Below are 20,702 nucleotides of genomic sequence, written 5' to 3'. Positions count from 1 at the left end.
AAATTCTTATGAGCTCCTCGATCAAGCGCGTCGTCCTTGCATACTCCGGCGGTCTGGATACCTCGGTCATCCTCAAATGGCTGGAGGATCAGTACGGCTGCGAGGTCATCACCTTCACCGCCGATCTGGGCCAGGGCGAGGAGGTCGAGCCGGCCCGCGCCAAGGCCGAGGCCCTGGGGGTGAAGCAGATCTACATCGAAGATCTGCGTGAAACCTTCGTGCGCGATTACGTGTTCCCGATGTTTCGCGCCAACACGATCTACGAGGGCGAGTACCTGCTGGGTACCTCCATCGCGCGCCCGCTGATCGCACGCCGCCTGGTCGAGATCGCCGAGGAAACCGGGGCCGATGCCATCGCCCACGGCGCCACCGGCAAGGGCAACGACCAGGTGCGTTTCGAGCTGGGCGCCTATGCGCTGAAGCCGGGCATCAAGGTGATCGCCCCCTGGCGCGAGTGGGACCTGAACTCGCGCGAGCGCCTGATGGCCTACGCCGAGCAGCACAACATCCCGGTGGACTACAAGAAGCAGGGCACCAAGTCGCCGTATTCCATGGATGCCAACCTGCTGCACATCTCCTACGAAGGTGGCCCGCTGGAGGACCCGTGGACCGAGGCCGAGGAAGACATGTGGCGCTGGTCGGTCTCCCCGGAGGCCGCGCCGGACGAATCCGAGACCCTGACCATCGGCTTCGAGAAGGGCGATCCGGTCTCGATCAACGGCGAGCGCCTGAGCGCGGCGGAGTTGCTCGCGAAGCTCAACGAGCGCGGCGGGGCCCACGGTGTCGGCCGCCTGGATATCGTCGAAAACCGCTATGTCGGCATGAAGTCGCGCGGCTGCTACGAGACCCCGGGTGGCACGATCCTCTTGCGTGCCCGCCGGGCGCTGGAATCCATCACCCTGGACCGCGAGGCCGCGCACCTGAAGGACGAGCTGATGCCGCGCTACGCCAGCATCATCTACAACGGCTACTGGTGGAGCCCGGAGCGGCGCATGCTGCAGGCCGCGATCGACGACACCCAGGGCGTGGTCAACGGCGAGGTGCGCCTGCGCCTGTACAAGGGCAACGTGATCGTCGCGGGGCGTCGCTCCGAGGACACCCTGTTTGACGATGCCATCGCCACTTTCGAGGATGACGCCGGCGCCTACGACCAGAAGGACGCCGAGGGCTTCATCCGCCTGAACGCGCTGCGCCTGCGTATCGCCGCCAGCCGCAACCGCAAGCCGACATGACATGAGCGGGGCGGGCCGCCAGCGCTCCTCATTGAGGGTTGCCCCGCTCCGGCGCCCGGGAAACGCGTGGATGTCTGGTGGCCTGGCGGTGTTCCTGGTGGGTTTTCTGTTGCTGTATCCCTCGGCGCCCTTGTTCGCGGAGGAAACGGCGGCGGTGGACGAGCAGCGCCTGGTCTTCGGGGTGCTCGCCCACCGCGGCGACGATGTGGCACGCCAACGCTGGACGCCATTCGTCGAGTACCTGTCAGAGCAGATCGACGGGGCCCGTTTCGTGCTGGAGCCGGTGGACAACGACGGGTTGCAGGCGGCGGTAGCAGACAAGCGCTTCGATCTGATCCTGACCAACAGCGGTTCCTACGTGATGTTGGAGCAGCAGCACGGGATATCGCGCATCGCGACCATGCAGCCGCGTCAGGTGGGCCGTGACGAGGACCGGTTCGGGGCCGTCGTGATCGCCCGCGCCGATCGGGATGACCTGGTGGAGCTGGACGATCTGCGGGGGCAGCGCTTGTCCGCGGTGCATCCTGATGCCTTTGGGGGCTGGTGGATGACCTGGCGCGAATTGCAGGCGGCCGGGCTGGACGTCGAGAGTGATCTGGCGTCGGTGGTATTTACCGGCTTTCCGGTCGGCCGCGGCCTCGACTGGGTGCTGCAGGGGGAGGTCGATGCCGCGACCTTCCGGACCGGCATCCTGGAGGACCTGGAGGCACGTGGCGATCCACGGGTGGAGCAGGTTCGGGTGGTCGGCGAGCGCGCCTTCCCATCGTTCACTTACCGCGCCAGTACCCGTTTGTACCCCGAGTGGCCGCTGGCGATGCGTGGTGACCTGGATACCGGGCTGGCGCATACCATCCTGCTGGCGACCCTGTCGCTGGATGCGGAACATCCGGCAAGTCAGGCGGCCGGCATCGGCGGCTGGGCAGCACCCCGGTCCTACGAGGACGTGCACGGGCTGATGTACGAACTGGGAGTTGGCCTGTATGCGCCGCAGCCCTTCGATATCCTGGTCTGGCTGCGTGACAACATCCTGTGGCTGGTCTCGGCGCTGGCAGTGGTCGCGCTCCTGGCGCTGCTGTATGTCTCGCGGGTCCACACCCGGGTGCGCCGCTCCGGGCGCAACCTCGAGCGCAGCATGGACGCGATCCCGGATGCGGTGATCACCCTGGATGCACGTGGCGGGATCTCCTACGTGAACCCTGCGGCCCGCGAGCTGGCGGGGCTGACCCGGGATCAGGTTCTGGGTTGTTCCCTGGATCAACTGCTCGACTTGCGCGAACTGGGTACCGGCCGCCCCCTGCTGCCGGCGGATGCCCGGGGCGAAGCGCTGAACCAGGCCCTCGGCGAGCGTTCGGATGCCCGCCTGGTCCGGCGTGACGGTCACGAATTGATCGTGCGTATCGCCCGTACCGCGCTTGACCCGGTAGCCGGTAGTTCCGTGCGGACCCTGCTGGTGCTGACGGATGTCTCCGAGGAACGCAGGCTGGTGGATCGGCTGGTGCACGAGGCGAGCCACGATGGCCTCACCGGCTTGTTGAACCGGCGCGCCTTCGAGCGCGAGCTGGAGATTGCCATGCATGCCGCCCGCGACAACCGTGCGGTGGCCAGCCTGCTGCTGGTGGACCTCGACTACTTCAAGGACGTGAACGACCGCCATGGCCATCGGGTCGGCGACGAACTGCTGCGCCAGGTTGCTCATGTGCTGCGCCAGCTGACCCGGGGTCACGATGCCGTGGCCCGGATTGGGGGTGACGAGTTCGCCGTGATCGCGCGCGATACGAACGCGGAGTATGGGCGTATCCTTGGTCAGCGGATCTGCTCGGCCCTTGCCGACCGGCCGTTGCAGGTGGAGGCCCGGGACGTCACCATTGGCGCCTCGGTGGGCGTGGTCGAGCTGGGACCGGACGTGCCGGGGGTGGACGAGGCCTTTGTCGCAGCGGATCGCGCCTGTTATCAAGCCAAGGATCAGGGCCGCGGTCAGGTCGGGGTTGCCCGCAAGGCGGACATCTACCCGATCACGGGGGCCTGAGCGTAACCGGCTCGGCGCCGGATCGAAAAATTAAGGAATCACATGTCTGTTGTCTCCTGTTTGCGCCCGGGCCTGCTGGCCCTGATGTTCCTTGGCCTGGCCGGTTGCGCGACGGTGCCCAGCGAGGACCGCCACCCCGATGATCCCTGGGAGTCCTACAACCGGGCGGTGTTCGAGATCAATCAGGACTTCGACGAGTCGCTGCTGCGCCCGGCCGCAGTGCAGTACCAGCGCCTGCCGCAACCGGTGCAGACCGGGGTGGGCAACTTCTTTTCCAACCTCAATGACTTCACGGTCCTGTTCAACAACTTGTTGCAGGGCAACCTGGAAAACGCCGCCTCGGATACCGGGCGAATCATGTTCAATTCGACCTTCGGGCTGTTCGGGCTGATCGACGTCGCCTCGCCCATGGGGCTGGACAAGAACAACGAGGACTTCGGCCAGACACTGGGCGCCTGGGGCGTGGCGCGAGGCCCCTACCTCCAGCTGCCCTTCCTCGGACCGAGCACGGCACGGGATGCCCCGGCGCGGCTGGTGGATGGATACACCAGCCCGCTCTATCACACTAACCTGCGCGACGATCACACCGGGTGGTGGATCGGCCTGATCGCACTGGACGTGGTCGACATGCGCGCCGGCTTGATCCCGACCGAACGTATGCTGGCGCAACTGTCCGACGACCCCTACATCGCGATGCGCCAGGGTTACCTGCAGCGCCGGGACTTCCTGGTGCGGGGCGGCAGGCCGGATGGCGAGGCCGATGCCATGCTGGACGAACTGGATGAGCTCGAGGCGATGGAGGCCATGGAGGCCGAGGAGAGCGAACGTTGAACGGCCTTGCCGCGATGCTGAACATCCTGCGCCTGCACGCCGGGCCGCAGGACCTGCCGGCGGATAACGGCACGCTGGTCTTCTGGGTCGGCATCGCCCTGATCGCCGGCATGGTGATCGGGATCCCGCTGTACGGCTTCGGCCAGGCGCTGGCACTGAACGTGATGGACCTGGTGGTCCTGTATGCCTTTGTCGCCATCCTGCTGAGCATGCAGGGCGTAGCGGATCGCTGGCGCCAGACCTTCACCGCGATGGCGGGGACCGGCGCGGTCCTGGGCTTGTTGATGGCGTTGCTGATGGTGCTGGCGGGCGGACCCGATCCGGCGCGCGACCCGGAGGAGGTCGCCACCGGGGTCGTGTTCGGCATGCTGGTGCTCCTGGCCTGGTTGCTGCTCGTCTTTGGTCACATCCTGCAGCAGGCGCTGGGGTTGGGTTCCCGTCTGGTGGGAATGCTGATCGCGCTTGGTTATATAGTGGTCTCCAGCGTGGCCACCCAGACCGCGATCGGGCTGTTCCAGTGACCGGCGGGCAGCTCCACGTCCTCGGGATTGGCGGGACCTTCATGGGCGGACTGGCCCAGTTGGCGCGCGCGCAGGGGTATGCGGTCACGGGTTCCGACCAGAAGCTGTACCCGCCCATGAGCGATCAGCTGGAAAAGGCCGGGATTGCCTACCACGAGGGCTACGACCCCGATACGCTGCCCGACGCGGGGCCCGTCGTGGTCGGTAATGTAATGCGCCGCGGCATGCCCGTCGTCGAGGCCCTGCTGGATCGCGGGCTGGACTACACCTCGGGCCCGCAGTGGCTGGCCGAACACATCCTTCGTGATCGCTGGGTGCTGGCGGTAGCCGGTACCCATGGCAAGACCACGACCGCCAGCATGCTCGCCTGGATTCTTGAATACGCGGGGATGAGCCCCGGCTTTCTGATCGGCGGGGTCCCCGGCAATTTCGGGGTCAGTGCGCGCCTGGGGGATGCCCCGTTTTTCGTGATCGAGGCCGACGAATACGACAGCGCGTTCTTCGACAAGCGCGCCAAGTTCGTCCATTACCGCCCGCGCACCCTGGTCCTGAATAATCTCGAATTCGACCACGCCGACATCTACCCCGACCTGTCCGCGATCGAGCGCCAGTTCCATCACCTGGTGCGTACGGTGCCGGGGCAGGGGCGTATCCTGATGCCGGCCGGTGATGCCGCACTGGAGAGGGTGCTGGAGATGGGGTGCTGGACGCCGGTGGAGCGCCTCGCGACCGACCCTGAAGGCGACACTGGAAATGCGACCCCCGCGCTGGCCGCGCGCGCCCTGAACCCCGAGGCCTCGGTCTTCGAGGTGCTGGCCGATGGCGTGGCACAGGGGCGGGTGGAATGGTCGCTGACCGGGCGTCACAACCTGGCGAATGCCCTGGCGGCCCTGGCCGCCGCTCGGCATGCCGGCGTTCCGCTGGCTACGGGCCTGGCCGCCATGCCGGCGTTTCGCGGCGTTCGTCGGCGTCAGGAGCTGCGCGCCGAGATCGACGGCATCCGGGTGATCGACGACTTCGCCCACCACCCCACGGCGATCCGCCTGACCCTCGAAGGGCTGCGCGGACAGGTGGCGCCGGGTGGGCGTCTGGTGGCGATCCTCGAGCCGCGTTCCAACACGATGCGCATGGGGGTGCACGCCGAGGCCCTGGGTGCGGCGCTTGCACAGGCCGACGCAGTGCATCTGTACCATGCTCCGGAGATCGACTGGTCCACCGAGGGCCTGCAACAGCAACTCGGCGAGCACCTCTCCGTGGGGCGCGATATCGAATCCCTGCTGCAGGGGATTCTTGCCACCGTTCGATCCGGCGATACGCTGGTGATCATGAGCAACGGAGGCTTCGACGGGTTGCACCTGCGCCTGATTGACGCCCTGCAGGGGACGCCCGCATGACCGAACGCCCGCGCAGCATCTCTCTGGCCCTGACCGGCGCCTCCGGTGCGCCGTATGGTTTGCGCCTGTTGCAGTGCCTGGTCGAGTCCGGCGTCCAGGTGCACCTGATGCTGTCGAAGCCGGCGCAGGTCGTCCTCGGGCTGGAAACGGACCTGAATTTGCCCGGCCGCCCGGTGGAGATTGCGCGCTACTTCGCCGACCGCTATCAGGCGGCCCCCGATCAGATCCATTGTTACGGGCCCGAGCAATGGACCGCCCCGGTCGCCAGCGGCTCGGCCGTGCCGGAGGCCATGGTGGTTTGCCCCTGCACCACCGCCACCGTGTCGGCCATCGCCACCGGGGCCTCGCGCGGACTGATCGAGCGCGCCGCCGACGTGGTGCTCAAGGAGCGGCGCAAGCTCCTGCTGGTGGTGCGCGAGACGCCGTTCTCCGAGATCCACCTGGAGAACATGCTGCGTCTGGCGCGCATGGGTGCGGTGGTGATGCCGGCCAATCCGGCCTTCTATCACCGTCCGCAGTCCATCGATGACCTGATCGACTTCATGGTGGCGCGGGTGCTGGATCACCTCGACGTCGAGCACGCCCTGGTGCCGCGCTGGGGCGCGGCCCCGGAGCCGGGAGAGGATGCATGACCACGCTGCCGCTGTTTCCGCTGAACACGGTGTTGTTCCCCGAGGGGTTGCTGCCGCTGCGGATCTTCGAGACCCGTTATCTGGACATGGTGCGGCGCTGCCTGCGCAGCGATGGTCGCTTCGTCATCGTGGCGACCGAACCGGAACGCGAATCCGGTGAACTCCCGTCCGAGACGGATCCCTCCGCGGGTTTCTACAGTGTCGGCACCGAGGCGATCATTGTGGACTGGGACCAGCGTCCCGACGGGTTGCTGGGGATCCTGGTCAAGGGCGAGGGCCGGCGGGTCATCCACAATGCCCGGCACGCCGATGACGGCCTGTGGCTGGGTGATGTGGAGCCCTTGCCGGAGTATCCCGAGGTGAGCCTGCCGGTGGATTATGCCTCGCTGGCCGATCTGCTGGAGCGCTTGCTGGACCAGCTGGGTACGCCCTGGTCGCACCTGGAACGGCGCTTCGACGACTCGACCTGGGTTGCCGCGCGGCTGACCGAACTGCTCCCGATCGACCTCGAAATCAAGCAGCAATTGCTGGAGGCCGACGACCCGATCGAGCGTCTGGAACGCCTGCGAGCGGCCATGCTCGCAGCATCGAAATCCTGAAAGCCGGCGTCGAGGCTGGTAAGGTTCCGGTACATTTTTAACCGGAGCCCGCCATCATGGCCGTTCAGGAACTCACGCAGGACACCTTCGAATCCACTATTACCGGGAATGACATCGTCATCATGGACTTCTGGGCCCCCTGGTGCGGGCCGTGCCAGCAGTTCGCCCCGACCTTCGAGGAGGCCTCCGGCAAGCACTCCGACGTGGTCTTTGCCAAGGTGAATACCGACGAGGAGCAGGCCATCGCCGGCGCCTTCCAGATCCGTTCCATCCCGACCCTGATGATCTTCCGCGAGCAGATCATCGTGTTCTCCCAGCCGGGCGTGCTGTCCGCCGGTCAGCTGGACGAGGTGCTGGGCAAGGTGCGCGAGCTGGATATGGAGCAGGTGCGCGCCGACGTCGAGCGCCAGCAGCAGGAACAGGAGCAGGCCGGGGGCGCGTAAGCCGCCTCTGACAACGGTTTCCCGCGGGCCCAGCCCGCGAGATCGAACCCGGCCGGGGGCGTCGCCCCGCCGGGTTTTTTTGTGTGGGGCGCGTGCCAGGATCGTAGAATGACCGCAAACCCCTGTGCCATGCGCGAAAGGATGCCGTCACCATGCCCCAGCTCCCCGAGGCCGGACGCCTGCCATGTTGAGCGTGATGACCCAGATGGGGGCGCTGATCGTCGCGGGCGTGGTCTGGCGCGCCCTGCAGCCGGGTGGTCTGGATGCGGATACGACGCGCCGGGTCCTTACGACTCTGGTCTACTACCTGTTGCTTCCGGCGCTGGTCCTGCAGGTGCTGTGGGTGGCCCCGCTGGGCCTCGACTCCCTGCGTATCGCCCTGGTGGCGGGCCTCACGGTTCTGGCGATGGTCGGTGTCACGTTGCTGGCCTGTCGCGTCTGCATGGCGGAGCGTGCGGCGATCGGCGCGATGCTGCTGGCGGCTGCCTGGCCCAATGCCACCTATCTCGGTCTCCCGGTGCTCGACAGCCTGTTCGGCGAGCCTGGCCGCGCGGTGGCGATCCAGTACGACCTGTTTGCCTGCCTCCCGCTGCTACTGACGCTGGGCGTGTTGCTGGCGCGGCGCTACGGCGATCCCGAGTCGGTACGCCTGTACGGGGGCGGGAGCCCGCTGCGCGGGCTGGCGGCGGTGCCGTCGATCTGGGCGGCGGTGGTTGGCGTGGCCCTGAATCTCGCCGGGGTCCCATTGCTCGACTGGCTGGACGTCTTTCTCGGGTTCCTGGCGGACAGCGTGGCGCCGCTGATGCTGTTCTCGCTGGGTCTGGCGCTGGTGTTCAATCGCTTTCGTGGACGCGATGCCCGGCCTCTAGCGGTGGTGGCCGTGGTCCAGCTGATTCTGGCCCCCATCTTCGCGCTGGGCCTGGTGCTGTGGACCGGCCTCGAGGGTGTGCCCGGTGTCGGCTCGGTGCTGGAGGCGGCGATGCCGGCGATGGTCCTGGGTCTGGTGTTCTGCGATCGCTTCCGCCTGGATACCGGGCTCTACGCGGCCGCGGTCACGCTGACCACGGCGCTGTCGTTGGTCACCCTGCCCCTGTGGTTCGCTCTCGCCACCCGCCTCATCGCCTAACCATTGAGGCTCCGTGCGGTCGGTTTTCGCATGTCCGCTAGGCTGGCCCTGGTTCATCGTCTGGAGTTTACGGTGCCTTCGTCCGGCCACCTGCCACGCGCTCTCTCGCCAGCGCACCGCGAGGTACTTTCTTGCTTGCCCAAGAAAGTACCCTTCGAGGCGCACCCGGATTTCGCCCGGGAACCTCGCTCCGGACGCGCTGGGCCGGCGGCGCTGAACTCGCTACGCCTGTGGCTTCGCTCAGACATCCAGCGCCCCGTGTCCATTCTTAACTGGCCGGCCCATCACGCCCTCCACGAGGGGGTCCATACGGGAGAAGAAGGTCAAAACAGGCGGTATCCCGTAGGGTGCGGTTGAGCGCAGCGAAACGCACCATCTCCCACGCCGTGCGAAACCCTGATGCGATTCGCTACGCTCATCCGCATCCTACCCCCTGGCGCCCGCTACGCGGGCGCGGCACGCCATGGCCGCAGGCCGAGCGTGCCCAGATGCCGGAACAGCCCGCCCTCCATCCAATGGCACAGGCCTTCGGATCGCCGTTGTCTTGACCTGCCTCCCGTTGTCGTCGCGCCGAGTGGAGAGGCTTTTCGCGGGACGATTCTAAATAGACACGGGGCGCTGGATGTCTGAGCGAAGCCGAAGGCGTAGCGAGTTCAGCGCCGCCCGCGAAAAGCCTCGGAGCGAGGGAAACCCCGGCCCGCGCAGCGGGCCGGGGTCGCGGCAGTCGGGCGTGTTTCTTGGGTACTTCTTTGCACGAGCAAAGAAGTACCTCGCGGCGCGCTGGCGAGTCAGCGCCGGGCAGTATGCGGACCGAAGCCACCGTAAACACCGGGTGATGAACCAGGGCCAGCCACTACCTGGCATGTGGTGGACCGAAGCCGGCGTAAACACAGTGGACGAACCTGGACCAGCCTCAAGCTGCGGGGCAATCGCCGGACCGATGCGATTCGCTTCGCTCATCGGCATCCTACAGCGGGGGAAGAGCCGGCGGGGGCAAGTGCTAGCGGATGAGCATGAGGAGGCCGGCGATGATCAGGACGCCAGCGAAGCCGCGGCGTAGGTGGGCGACCGGCAGGTGATGGGTCAGCCAGACGCCACCGCGTACGCTGATGGATGTGCCGATGACGACGCCGAGGATGGCCGGCAGGTAGAGATAGCCGAGGGCCCATTCCGGCGCCTGGTAGGCCGGGTCGGTCCATTGCGGCAGGGCGAACACCAGGCTGGCACCGATGGAGATCGGCACGCCCAGCGCCGCCGCCGAGCCGATCGCACGGCGCAGCTCCAGCCCCTGACTGACCAGGAACGGCGTGGTCAGTGTGCCGCCGCCGATGCCGATCAGCGAGGAGATCGCACCGATCAATGCCCCGCCGCCCAGCCAGACGCTGCGCCGGGGTACCGGGGCCTCCGGCATCTGGATGTTCAGGAGCATCCAGATGCCGATCGCCACCTCGAAGGCGCCGAAGATACGCCCCAGGTGGTCGGAGTCGATGCGCGTGGCCAGCCAGGCGCCGATCAGTGCGCCGACGATGATGCCCGGCAGGAGACGGCGTACCGCCGCGCCGTCCACGCCGCCCCGGCGGTGGTGGGCGCGCGCCGACAGGATCGCCGTGGGGATGATCGCGCCCAGCGAGGAGCCGACCGCGAGCTGCACCAGGCTGGCCGAATCGAAGGCCAGCAGACTGAATACGGCGACGAACACTGGCACCAGGATCAGCCCGCCGCCGATGCCGAACATGCCAGCCGGGATGCCCGCGACCAGGCCCAGCGCCACAAACAGGAGCCCCAGCGCCAGCGGTGACTGGATCAGTGTCTCGGTCATTCGTGCGTAGTGGCGAGTAGCGGGTCAGGGCGCAGCGGACCGGCGGACCGTGGGGGTCGCCGGTTCACTGCGCAGGAGAGGCGAGGGCGCGCTCAGAGCGCCTTGAAGGACTTGCGGGCGGCCTCGATGGTCGCGTCGATGTCGGCGTCCGAATGGGCGTTGGACATGAAGCCGGCCTCGAAGGCGCTAGGAGCCAGGTAGATCCCCTCGCCCAGCATCGCGTGGAAGAAGCGGCCGAAGGCGGCGGTATCGCAGGCCGTGGCGCCGGCGAAGTCGGTGACCTTCTGCTCCGAGAAAAACAGCCCGAACATGCCCGGCACCTGGTTGGTGGTCACGGCCACGCCGGCCTCGCGCGCGGCATCCTCGAAGCCCGCGACGACCTTCTTCGTACGCGTCTCCAGCTCGTCGTGGAAGCCCGGGCGCGACAGGATCTCCAGGGTCTTCAGCCCGGCGGTCATCGCGATCGGGTTCCCCGACAGGGTGCCGGCCTGGTAGACCGGTCCCAGCGGCGAGAGGTGTTCCATGATGGCGTGCTTGCCGCCAAAGGCCCCGACCGGCATGCCGCCGCCGATGATCTTGCCCAGCGTGGTCAGGTCCGGGGTTACGCCCAGGTAGCCCTGGGCGCAGTTCTTCGACACGCGGAAGCCGGTCATCACCTCGTCGAAGATCAAGACCGCGCCGTGCTGGTCGCAGACCTCGCGCAGGGTCTCCAGGAATCCGGGCTCGGGCGGGATGCAGTTCATGTTGCCCGCGATGGGCTCGACGATGATGCAGGCGACCTCGTCACCCTTCTCGGCAAAGAACGCGCGCACGCCGTCCGGGTCGTTGTAGGTCAGGGTGCTGGTCAGCGCGGCCAGTTCCTTGGGCACGCCCGGGGAACTCGGCTGGCCGAGGGTCAGGGCGCCGGAGCCGGCCTTCACCAGGAGCGAGTCGCCGTGGCCGTGGTAGTTGCCCTCGAACTTCACGATGCGATCGCGGCCGGTATAGCCACGCGCCAGGCGGATCGCGCTCATGGTCGCCTCGGAGCCCGAGTTGGTCATGCGCACCATATCCATCGACGGCACCAGCTCGCAGACCTTCGCGGCCATGTCGTTCTCCAGCCGCGTGGGGCAGCCGAAGGACAGGCCGTTGTTGCAGGCCTCGCGCACCGCCTCGATCACCTCGGGGTGGGCGTGGCCGGCCACCATCGGGCCCCAGGAACCGATGTAGTCGATATAGCGCTGGCCGTCGGCGTCCCACATGTAGGCGCCGTTGGCGCGGTCCATGAAGATCGGGGTCCCGCCGACGCCCTTGAAGGCGCGCACGGGGGAATTCACGCCGCCGGGGATGTGCTGCTTGGCGGCCTCGAACAGACGCTCGGTTTCCTGCATGACGGTGTCCCTGTAGTTCAATGAAATCGGTAGGCCCGGCAACCATAGCGGCGGCCGCCGGGCGGTGCAAAGGGGTCGATTGAACGCTAGCTGGTAGCCACGTTTAAGATGAGCGTGCGGCGAGTGGCGTTACTGTGCCACTTGCCCCTCACGCCACTGCATTCTCCGCCAAAAGCTCCGCTTGTCGAATAACGAGCTGAGTTGCAGCCTCCTGCGCGTCCGGCGGGTAGCCATATTTAGCCAGTAGCCGGCGAACAGTTCGTCGCATGTCCGCGCGCACACTATCGCGCTGGGTCCAGTCCAGTGTCGCCTTGGCCTTGATGCGATCAGACAATTCATGGGCGATCTGGCGCAGGATTTCATCTGCAATCACTTGACGAGCGGACTCGTTGCTGGCCAGAGCGTCGTAAAAAGCCAGTTCGTCTTCCGACAGGCCGGTTTCCTCGCCGCGATGTACGGCATCACGGATGGTGCGAGCGAGGCCAATCAACTCTTCGATTACCTGGGCAGTGGTGATGGCGCGATTGGTATATCGCGTGAGCACGGCCTCCAGGGATTCGCGAAATCCCTGTGATTGCACGATATTGACCCGCTCGCGGCTGCGGATCTGGTCACTTAGCAACTTGCGCAAAGTCTCCAGCGCTAGGTTCTTCTGCGGCATGCCCGCAAGCTGGCCGAGAAATTCCTCGGAGAGGATGCCCACATCCTGCCCCCCGAGACCGGCGGCCTGGAATAGGTCAATCACACCGTCTGAAGCAATGGCCCCCGAGAGTACCTGCCGCACCGCCGCTCGGTTGTCCGAACCCGGTGGCGGGCCGTCGTCAGCCAGCCGTTTGCGGATGGCTGCACGCACTGCCTGGAAATAGGCCAGGTCGTCGCGGATGGCTTCTGTTTCCGGGCGTGGCACGGCCAGTGAAAAGGCTTTGGACAGGCTCGTGACCATGTCCATGAAACGCTGTTTGCCATCGGTCTGCTCGAAGATGTAATCGGCGCCGGCGGTCACGGCCCGGATTTGCGCCGCCTCATTGCCATCGGCAAAGCCGCTATAGTCCAGGCCATTGAAGAAATCCTTCAGCGCCTCGAACTGGCGCTCCATCAGAGGCACGGCCTCGTTCTGGATGTCTTCTACCGGTCTGCCTTCGCCGCCGGCTTGGGTGTAGGTCTGTACAGCATCACGCAATTGATCGGCAATACCGAGAAAGTCCACCACCACGCCGCCGGGTTTGTCACCAAACACCCGATTTACCCGCGCGATCGCCTGCATCAGGTTATGGCCGGCCAGCGGCTTGTCCAGATACATCGTGTGCATGGGAGGGCAATCGAAGCCGGTCAGCCACATATCACACACAATCACCAGGCGCAGATCGTCGTCCGGGTCCTTGTAGCGACGCGCTAGGGCCTCGCGTCGTGCCTTGGTGCGGGCATGCTGCATCACCCGTTCACCCTCGGTCGCAGAGCCCGTCATAATCACCTTGATAAAGCCGGCTTCGTCGTCATCGGCGTGCCAGTCGGGGCGCAAGGCGATGATCTGGTCGTAGAGGTCCATGCAGATCGTGCGGCTCATGCACACCGCCATGCCCTTGCCCTCGATCACCTGGCGGCGCTGCTCGAAATGCTCGACGATCTGTTGCGCCACTTGCCGCAAACGTTCTCGCGCGCCTACCAGTTGCTCAAGTGGCACCCGTATATACGGGGCAACTTCCTGCCCCGCTTTGTCGGCCTCTGCGGCGAGGCGCACCTGAAGCTCTTCCTCTGCTTCTCGCACCCCCTGTTCGTCCGGCACCAGCTTCACGAGTTGCATCTCGTAGAAGATCGGCACCGTGGCGTTGTCGTTGATCGCCTGACGGATGTCGTAAATGTCGGCATAGTCGCCAAACACCGCTGGCGTGCTCTTGTCGTCGCCTTCCAGCGGGGTCCCAGTGAAGCCAACAAAGGTGGCGTTGGGAATGGCATCGCGCATCCAGCGTGCACCGCCCTCAAGGAAGCCGTACTGGCTGCGGTGAGCCTCGTCCGCCAGCACCACGATATTGGCGCGGTCGCTCACCGCCGCGCCGCGTTCCTCGAATTTCTGGATGGTGGAGAACACCACCCCACCGGACGCGCGATTGAGTCTGGCAGAAAGATCTTCGCGGCTTTCGGCCTGCTCCGGGGCCTGACGCAACAGAGCACGGCCTGTAGCGAAAGTGCCAAAGAGTTGCCCATCCAGGTCATTACGGTCGGTCACCACGACGACGGTCGGGTTGGCCAATTGTTCATCACTGATCAGTGCCCCGGCCAGCATCAGCATGGTCAGGCTCTTCCCCGAACCCTGGGTATGCCAGATTACGCCGCCACGTCCATCGCCCCGCCCGGCGGGGGCTTTCAGGGCCTTTTTGACCGAGGCCCGCGCGCGCCGCACGGCGCGGAACTGATGGTAGGCCGCCACCTTCTTGATGATCGCGCCGCTGCGCTCGTCTTCTTCAAAGGTGATGCAGTGGCGGAGGTAATCGACGCAGGCACCCGGCTCGAAGAGGCCCTTGATGAAGGTCTCCAGGGTCGGCTCACCCGGCATGCGGTCAGTGTCGGTGGCACGCCAGGGCGCGAAACGGTCGGCATCAGCGGTTAGCGAGCCTACCCGCGTACGGTCACCGTCGCTGATGGCCAGCAGCGCGTTATAGGTAAAGAGGGTTGGTATCTTCTCTTTGTAGTCCTGCAACTGGCGGTAGGCACTCCACAGGTCCGCCTGCTCGTTGCTCGGGTCCTTGAGCTCGACCACCACCAGCGGCAGGCCGTTGACAAAGACCACCAAATCCGGCCGCCGCGTGGCATTGCCACACTGCACCGTGAACTGATTCACTGCCAGCCAATCGTTGTTTGCCGGGTGTTCGGTGTTCAGAAGCCGCGCTTTGTCTCCACGGGTCTCCCCCGAGGCGGTTCGGTATTCGACATCCACGCCATCACGTAATAGCCGATGCAGCCAGCGGTTGTTCTGTTCCAGTGTTGGCTCCGGCGGGCGCATCACCACCCGCACCGCCTGCTCGATGGCTTCGTCAGGCAGCTCAGGATTGACCCGCCGCAGGATCGAGCGCAGCCGAGACTCCAGCACTACCTGCTCGAAGCTGCCCCGCTGCGGTGACACAGCGTCGGGCGAGAGGTCGGCTCCGTGGGCGGTGTCGAAACCGAGGGCCTCGAACCAGCCCAGGGCAGCCCGTTCGACGCGATCTTCGTTCATGTCGTGGCCCCTGCAATCGCTTCGCAGAAAGCCGAAAAGCTGCGGGAGCTCGATCGCTCCGGGACAATCTGCGCACCAATCGCACGGGCCGCCTCTACCTTGCGTAGACCAGTCGAAAAATAACGACGACGCTGAAGGATGCGCTCGAATGCTTCCCAGGTCCCACCCCTGATCGCATCTGGGTCGCGGAAACTCTGCTGGCTGGGGATGTTGGCGGAGACGCGTGGGTACACCGTTCGAACCGCTTCCCAGTCACCGAAATACCAGGCCTCCAGTTCCTCGATGGCGACGCGGTTCACCACCTGCCACCGTTCGTCACCCGCTGCGGACCGGCTGGTGAGGCCGGCACTCACGCAGATTGTCTCTAGCCGTTGCTTGAGCCGCCAACCATCTTCTTCATCACGGTCCACGACGACAACGATCCGGTAGTCATCGGGCAACCACGCCGAATAACCCCGCAGACGTGATTCCAGTTTCCCCATCAAATCGGATTTGCCCTGGAATGCATGCGCCTGAAAGGTCCGATCCTGCGGCAAGAGGCGCGGCAGGAATGCGTTCAAAAAGGCCTCCATGGAGGGTTCCTCCACCAACAGTTCCAAATGTTGGGCTGGCGTCATGAGCGCCCTCCGAGCGGGCGCGTGGGTGCCCCATAATTCGTCAACGGATCTCCTACACCGAGCTGTCCCTCCATCCAAAGATGCCCCAGTAGGGCGCCTTCGGCCACGAATTCCTTTACACCCGGAAGGTCGGCCGACCGGCGCACCTGGGTATAACCGTTTTCATCACGCCAGAGAACCCGCACTTCTTCTGGACGAAGCGCGTTCAGGAAAAATGGAGAATGGGTCGTTGCCAGCAACTGGGTCCGTTCTGTAGCACCCCTACATTCCTCTGCAAGCTCAGGCAACAGGCGAGGATGCAGAAAGTTTTCCGGTTCTTCGATACCCACGAATGGCGGAGGTGCCGGATCATATAAAAGCACGAGATAGGCCAGCATTTTGAGTGTGCCATCGGATGCGAAACGGGCCAGCACAGGATGGCTGAACGGTGCATCCTTGATCTGCAACAACAAGCGCCCGTCCGGCATCGTCTCCGAAAGGATGCGCTCAACGCGCGGCACGCGCTGTCTCAGAACTTCGAAGATGCGCTCCAGTCGATCGGGATGCCTTTCAGACAAATTCTGGATCACGTTTGCAAGATTATCCCCACTCTTGCTAAGACGTTCGGCTGGGCCAGATTCTGGCTGCTCGCGCGTACTGTCTGCCGAAAGGTACGAGACGTACCAGCCCGTTATAAAGTTACGCAATGCCGAAACACGCGGATGGTCAGCAAACTGCCCTAGGGCGTTGACAGCTAACAAATCTGGCGAATTGAGCGGCACTTCGACGCGTTGATCTTCCTTGTCCGGGAGTTCGCCACTGACGGCGCGGCCAATACCCTCCTTGTAATCCAGAAACCGGAAGGGCTGGCCATGGCTTCCCCGCTTCCACCGCAACCACTCTTCTACCACCACCGGTGCTCCATCCTTTTCATCGACCGCCAAGTGATACGTGATCAGTGGATAGCCCGGTTCCCGGTACTTGATCTCAATGGTTACCGGTCCGTCACCACCGCGCGTTTTAAGTTCCTTGGCACGTCCCCGCTTGTCCCAGGCGCGTCGAAGCCCGGACTCGAAGCACTCCGATAGAAATGCGAATACATCAAAGACTGTGGTTTTGCCGCTGCCATTCGGTCCCAACAGCACCGTAAGAGGAGTGAGCTGCTTGAACTCCACGTCCTTGAGTGCACGGAAGTTGCGCACCTTCAAGTATTCGATCTTCGCCGGCTGGGTGTCTCGTTCGCTGTCCATTCATCGCTCCCGCTTAGTCATCACCGGCATTTCCGGCGACACAGTCCGCCGCACCAGCGGCCTCCTCTTGCTTGAACTGCACCAACGCCGAACGGTAGGCCTGGAAGTCCGTGCGGTAGAGCGCCTCGCTGGCGATCAATGGCATATCCAGAACTTCAAACGGCCCGTAGTCGTTGTCGATATATTCATCAAAATCGGGATGCTCACCATACGCGAAGCGCGACAGCGGATCGCGCTTGGCCGATTGCAGATGGGTGCGAAACAGCAAGCCCACCACCGCATCGGTGGAGCGTGCCAGAATCTCCGCGTAGCGACTATCCAGCAGGGGCTCGTAGGCATCAGCTCCATGGGCGGCCGAGCCGTGTGCATTGCGAATCTCCACCACCCCGCTGATGAGTTGATTCACCCCCCGCACTAATGACTCGGCCCCGTTGCGCAGCTTCGTATCCACGCTGCCGTCCTCACTGGGCCCCAGGTTCAAGTATTTCATCGCCTCGGCCACCAGTTTCGGCGCTTCCCAGCCCGCATCCACCGGCATGCCCCGGTCCGTGAGTATAGTTTTGCAGGTGGTCTCGATGATGGTGCGGCAGAACGAAACCACCATGCCGGGTCGGTCCGGCATGGCCTCCTCCAGAGCCTCCACCTGCTCGCGGATGCGCAGCGACTCCGGGTGGGCGTCCAGCAGTTCCCGGCAAGCGGCGAGCTGAAATTCCGGGACGCTGTATTCAGACGGCATCGGCGCCCCCTTCGGCGGCGGGGACGCGCAGCTCGCCGGAGATTAGTTTGGGGAGAAGGGTGTCGCGGGTATTCGCAAGTAGTCCATTCTCGAACAGGTTTCCTCGAACCATCATTAGGTACGGACCCACGGCTTCTTCAAACGCCGCAAGCAACTCCGGCTGAGGCAGGACCCGATGCAATCCATCGAATGTCTTACGAGTAATAGTGTCAAATACCGACCCATGGGTCCGCTGCTGAAGCTCGACCACTGCATGGTGAAGCGTGAAATACACAAAGAAATCACCCACGCCATTTCTGCCGGTCACTCCATAGCAAGACTGGTTGATCGACATGGGGAAGGCCGTGAGAGCCAAGCGGCCAACGGTCCCACGTGCTGAGATAATCGAGGTTCCTGGCTTCAGGATTTTAGCTGAGCTATTCTCCACACCCTCATGGGTTATTTTCTCTTCTGTGTCGATGACCCAAACATCGCCATCATTTGGTGCATCTCGCACGCTGAACCATGGGATGTCGCCATCCCAGTAATTCGCCATCTTGCGCTTTGGGGTACCACCACCAATAAGCTCGACGAAATCAGACAAAGGCCGTACCTCCCAACCCGCCGGAACCGGCCCCAGCTCGGTGTCGGTGAAGCGATCGGGGAGCTGGCCGAAAACGTGCTGAGGCATGCCGCCGAAGCTGGTGGCGCCGCCGGCCTTGGCCTTGATCGGCTCGAAGTCCACGAACCAGGCTTTGAAAATGGCCCGCGCCATGACCTCCAGTGTGCGATTCATTCGGCGGTTGAGTTCGATCTTGTCGTCGAGGGTTCCGAGGATCTCTGCGACTTTTACCTGCTCACTGAGTGGCGGCAAAGGTACGTCTAGATGTGCAAGGGATGCCGTGGGAACGCGTTGTCTTCCCGAAGTCCCGGTCATCTGACTTATGGCATAACCACGAACGCCTTCCCATTTTGTCAAATAATACGCGTACGCAGTGTTGCTAACTCCTTCTCGGCCACGGATCACGATGAACTCGGTAGACCCATGCGCAACCGTGCCACTAGGGGCGCAATAACGGGAAATTTTTCCATTTTCTAGGCAGGGAGTAATTCTCGCCAACAACGTATCCCCGGACTGAAAACGGCTACCGCCGCCTTTGAATTCGCGCTCCTCACTCTCGTATGCGCATCGAAAATCCGAATTGACCGAAGTCATGTCTACAAATGGATACGTAGTGCCTCTTGTGAGAGAGACCTTCGGATTTATTGAGACGGCCTCGCTGAAGGGCAGCTCTTCCCACTCATTCCCCATAACCCAACCCCGCCAGATTGGCCTTGATCCGGGCTTCCAGCTCATCGGATTCGGCGAATTGGGCATGCAGGTCGGCAGTCAACCGGTGCATCTTGTCCTGGAAGGGCTCCCCGTCGTCTTCGACGGTGGCGGCGCCGACGTAGCGGCCGGGGGTAAGCACGTAGCCGTGTTTAACGATTTCCTCCCGAGTGGCTGCTCTACAGAAGCCGGGCTGATCGGCATATTCGCCGGCACCCTCTTCGCCCCGCCAGGCATGGTAGGTGCGGACGATGCGCCCGATATCGCTGTCCGGCGGCGGGTCGCCCTCGGCGTCGGCACCGGAAAGCACGCGCAACACCCGGGTTTGCAGGGTGCCCATCTGACGGGCGTCGATAAACAAGGTCTCGCCGCGACGTTCGCGGCCGCCGTGGCGGATGTTGCGGCCGGTCTTGTCGCGGCTGATGAACCACAGGCAGACGGGGATGCCGGTGGTGAGGAAGAGTTGGGCGGGCATGGCGACGATGCAGTCCACCAGATCGGCCTCGATGATGGCCTTGCGGATGTTGCCCTCGCCGGAGGTGTTGGATGACAGTGAGCCGTTTGCCATGACAAAGCCGGCGATCCCGCCGCCGCGGCCATTGGGCGGGGCTAGGTGGTGGATGAAGTGCTGGATCCAGGCGTAGTTGGCGTTGCCCGTGGGCGGCACACCATATTTCCACCGTACGTCCTCGCGCAACAGCTCGCCTGACCAGTCGGAGATGTTGAACGGCGGGTTGGCGAGGATGTAGTCGGCCTTGAGATCCGGGTGCAGGTCACGGGTAAAACTGTCGGCGGGCTGCGCGCCCAGGTTGGCCTCGATGCCACGGATGGCCATGTTCATGTGCGCCAGCCGCCAGGTCGTGGGGTTGGATTCCTGGCCGAATATGGAGATATCCCGCTGGCTGCCGCCGTGTGCCTCGGTAAACTTTTCCGATTGCACGAACATGCCGCCGGAGCCGCAGCAGGGGTCATAGACGCGGCCCTCGTAGGGCTCGATCATTTCCACCAGCAGCCGCACCACCGAGCGCGGAGTGAAAAACTCGCCGCCCAGCTTGCCTTCGGCGGCGGCGAACTTGCCGAGGAAGTATTCGTAGACGCGGCCAAGTACGTCCTTGGCACGGGCCTCGTCCGAGCCGATGGTCATGGAGCCAATCAGGTCGATCAGTCCGCCCAACCGCTCCGGGGCAATGCCGCGTCGGGCGTAATCGCGCGGAAGCTTGCCCTTGAGCCTGGGGTTTTCCTGCTCAATGGCATACATGGCGTCATCGATCAGTTTGCCGATGTTGGGCGTCTTGCCCTGGGCCTGAATGGACTCCCATCTCGCTTCTTTCGGCACCCAGAAAACGCCTTCAGCGGTGTACTCGTCTCGCTCTTCTAGCAGAGAATCCGCTTGCGTGCCCTCGATGCCATCTTGGGCCAGCTCCTGTTCCAGTGTCGCACGTCGGGCCTGGAAGGAATCGGAGATGTACTTGAGAAAGATTAGGCCCAGAACCACATGCTTGTATTCGGCGGCATCGATAGAACCGCGCAGCTTGTCGGCCGTCTGCCAGAGCGCTTCGGGATCAACGCCAATTTCGTGGTTATTACTCACTCAGGGACTCCGTGAT

At 64.3% G+C, this 20,702-nt stretch carries 17 protein-coding genes; 9 read left to right on the top strand and 8 right to left on the bottom strand.

The window, feature by feature from the left end; genetic code table 11:
* The first annotated feature begins 8 nt into the window (after positions 1-8).
* The 9 genes from F622_RS0105765 to F622_RS0105725 all read left to right on the top strand — a co-directional run bounded on the left by F622_RS0105765 (position 9) and on the right by F622_RS0105725 (position 8,804).
* Entirely contained in the window at positions 9-1,232 is a 1,224-nt protein-coding gene (locus F622_RS0105765) for an argininosuccinate synthase (RefSeq protein WP_018169045.1), read from the top strand.
* A gap of 70 nt (positions 1,233-1,302) precedes the next feature.
* Positions 1,303-3,258, top strand: coding sequence for a diguanylate cyclase (locus tag F622_RS0105760; RefSeq protein ID WP_019571489.1), 1,956 nt, complete (start codon positions 1,303-1,305; stop codon positions 3,256-3,258).
* 42 nt (positions 3,259-3,300) lie between these two features.
* Positions 3,301-4,089, top strand: coding sequence for a VacJ family lipoprotein (locus F622_RS0105755; protein WP_038096156.1), 789 nt, complete (start codon positions 3,301-3,303; stop codon positions 4,087-4,089).
* Positions 4,086-4,610: a hypothetical protein gene (locus F622_RS0105750; protein WP_019567636.1), complete on the top strand. Its 525-nt coding sequence runs from the start codon at positions 4,086-4,088 to the stop codon at positions 4,608-4,610. The genes F622_RS0105755 and F622_RS0105750 overlap by 4 nt, the downstream gene beginning before the upstream one ends.
* Positions 4,607-6,004, top strand: coding sequence for a UDP-N-acetylmuramate:L-alanyl-gamma-D-glutamyl-meso-diaminopimelate ligase (gene mpl, locus F622_RS0105745; RefSeq protein ID WP_019571487.1), 1,398 nt, complete (start codon positions 4,607-4,609; stop codon positions 6,002-6,004). The genes F622_RS0105750 and mpl overlap by 4 nt, the downstream gene beginning before the upstream one ends.
* The gene (locus tag F622_RS0105740; RefSeq protein ID WP_018169050.1) at positions 6,001-6,636 is read left to right on the top strand and encodes a flavin prenyltransferase UbiX; all 636 of its coding nucleotides are present in this window, start codon (positions 6,001-6,003) and stop codon (positions 6,634-6,636) included. Before mpl ends, F622_RS0105740 begins: the two co-directional genes overlap by 4 nt.
* The gene (locus F622_RS0105735) at positions 6,633-7,235 is read left to right on the top strand and encodes an LON peptidase substrate-binding domain-containing protein (protein WP_019567639.1); all 603 of its coding nucleotides are present in this window, start codon (positions 6,633-6,635) and stop codon (positions 7,233-7,235) included. Before F622_RS0105740 ends, F622_RS0105735 begins: the two co-directional genes overlap by 4 nt.
* A 56-nt stretch (positions 7,236-7,291) precedes the next feature.
* Complete coding sequence (gene trxA, locus F622_RS0105730) at positions 7,292-7,678, top strand: thioredoxin (protein ID WP_018145279.1); 387 nt, start codon at positions 7,292-7,294, stop codon at positions 7,676-7,678.
* A 184-nt stretch (positions 7,679-7,862) separates the two neighbouring features.
* Positions 7,863-8,804 (top strand): AEC family transporter, encoded by a 942-nt coding sequence (locus F622_RS0105725; RefSeq protein WP_019571486.1) that lies wholly within the window; start codon positions 7,863-7,865, stop codon positions 8,802-8,804.
* Between the two features lie 1,000 nt (positions 8,805-9,804).
* Here the strand turns inward: F622_RS0105725 and F622_RS0105720 are convergent.
* From F622_RS0105720 to F622_RS0105685, 8 genes are all read right to left on the bottom strand, one after another.
* The gene (locus F622_RS0105720; RefSeq protein WP_019571485.1) at positions 9,805-10,623 is read right to left on the bottom strand and encodes a sulfite exporter TauE/SafE family protein; all 819 of its coding nucleotides are present in this window, start codon (positions 10,621-10,623) and stop codon (positions 9,805-9,807) included.
* A gap of 92 nt (positions 10,624-10,715) precedes the next feature.
* Complete coding sequence (hemL, locus tag F622_RS0105715) at positions 10,716-11,993, bottom strand: glutamate-1-semialdehyde 2,1-aminomutase (protein WP_018145282.1); 1,278 nt, start codon at positions 11,991-11,993, stop codon at positions 10,716-10,718.
* 148 nt (positions 11,994-12,141) lie between these two features.
* Positions 12,142-15,204, bottom strand: a complete 3,063-nt coding sequence (locus tag F622_RS0105710) for a type I restriction endonuclease subunit R (protein ID WP_019571484.1) — start codon at positions 15,202-15,204, stop codon at positions 12,142-12,144.
* Positions 15,201-15,821 carry a DUF4276 family protein gene (locus F622_RS0105705; protein WP_019571483.1) on the bottom strand — a complete coding sequence of 207 codons (621 nt, stop codon included), beginning with the start codon at positions 15,819-15,821 and terminating at the stop codon, positions 15,201-15,203. Before F622_RS0105705 ends, F622_RS0105710 begins: the two co-directional genes overlap by 4 nt.
* Complete coding sequence (locus F622_RS0105700; RefSeq protein WP_019571482.1) at positions 15,818-17,050, bottom strand: AAA family ATPase; 1,233 nt, start codon at positions 17,048-17,050, stop codon at positions 15,818-15,820. The genes F622_RS0105705 and F622_RS0105700 overlap by 4 nt, the downstream gene beginning before the upstream one ends.
* 13 nt (positions 17,051-17,063) lie before the next feature.
* Positions 17,064-17,786 (bottom strand): abortive infection family protein, encoded by a 723-nt coding sequence (locus F622_RS0105695; protein WP_019571481.1) that lies wholly within the window; start codon positions 17,784-17,786, stop codon positions 17,064-17,066.
* Positions 17,776-18,981, bottom strand: a complete 1,206-nt coding sequence (locus F622_RS0105690) for a restriction endonuclease subunit S (protein WP_196799426.1) — start codon at positions 18,979-18,981, stop codon at positions 17,776-17,778. The genes F622_RS0105695 and F622_RS0105690 overlap by 11 nt, the downstream gene beginning before the upstream one ends.
* 85 nt (positions 18,982-19,066) lie before the next feature.
* Positions 19,067-20,686: a class I SAM-dependent DNA methyltransferase gene (locus F622_RS0105685; protein WP_019571479.1), complete on the bottom strand. Its 1,620-nt coding sequence runs from the start codon at positions 20,684-20,686 to the stop codon at positions 19,067-19,069.
* Positions 20,687-20,702 lie beyond the last annotated feature (16 nt).

Origin of the sequence: Thioalkalivibrio sp. ALMg3, assembly GCF_000381225.1 — a bacterium.
Classification (GTDB): Bacteria; Pseudomonadota; Gammaproteobacteria; order Ectothiorhodospirales; family Ectothiorhodospiraceae; genus Thioalkalivibrio; species Thioalkalivibrio versutus.
This window is presented reverse-complemented; position numbering and strand designations above follow the sequence as displayed.

Bases quoted from the DNA above. Each gene is read 5' to 3' on its own strand.
- F622_RS0105765 (WP_018169045.1), top strand. From the start codon at position 9: ATGAGCTCCTCGATCAAGCGCGTCGTCCTTGCATACTCCGGCGGTCTG.
- F622_RS0105760 (WP_019571489.1), top strand. From the start codon at position 1,303: ATGTCTGGTGGCCTGGCGGTGTTCCTGGTGGGTTTTCTGTTGCTGTAT.
- F622_RS0105755 (WP_038096156.1), top strand. From the start codon at position 3,301: ATGTCTGTTGTCTCCTGTTTGCGCCCGGGCCTGCTGGCCCTGATGTTC.
- F622_RS0105740 (WP_018169050.1), top strand. From the start codon at position 6,001: ATGACCGAACGCCCGCGCAGCATCTCTCTGGCCCTGACCGGCGCCTCC.
- F622_RS0105735 (WP_019567639.1), top strand. From the start codon at position 6,633: ATGACCACGCTGCCGCTGTTTCCGCTGAACACGGTGTTGTTCCCCGAG.
- trxA (WP_018145279.1), top strand. From the start codon at position 7,292: ATGGCCGTTCAGGAACTCACGCAGGACACCTTCGAATCCACTATTACC.
- F622_RS0105725 (WP_019571486.1), top strand. From the start codon at position 7,863: ATGTTGAGCGTGATGACCCAGATGGGGGCGCTGATCGTCGCGGGCGTG.
- F622_RS0105720 (WP_019571485.1), bottom strand. From the start codon at position 10,623: ATGACCGAGACACTGATCCAGTCACCGCTGGCGCTGGGGCTCCTGTTT.
- hemL (WP_018145282.1), bottom strand. From the start codon at position 11,993: ATGCAGGAAACCGAGCGTCTGTTCGAGGCCGCCAAGCAGCACATCCCC.
- F622_RS0105710 (WP_019571484.1), bottom strand. From the start codon at position 15,204: ATGAACGAAGATCGCGTCGAACGGGCTGCCCTGGGCTGGTTCGAGGCC.
- F622_RS0105705 (WP_019571483.1), bottom strand. From the start codon at position 15,821: ATGACGCCAGCCCAACATTTGGAACTGTTGGTGGAGGAACCCTCCATG.
- F622_RS0105700 (WP_019571482.1), bottom strand. From the start codon at position 17,050: ATGGACAGCGAACGAGACACCCAGCCGGCGAAGATCGAATACTTGAAG.
- F622_RS0105695 (WP_019571481.1), bottom strand. From the start codon at position 17,786: ATGCCGTCTGAATACAGCGTCCCGGAATTTCAGCTCGCCGCTTGCCGG.
- F622_RS0105690 (WP_196799426.1), bottom strand. From the start codon at position 18,981: ATGACTTCGGTCAATTCGGATTTTCGATGCGCATACGAGAGTGAGGAG.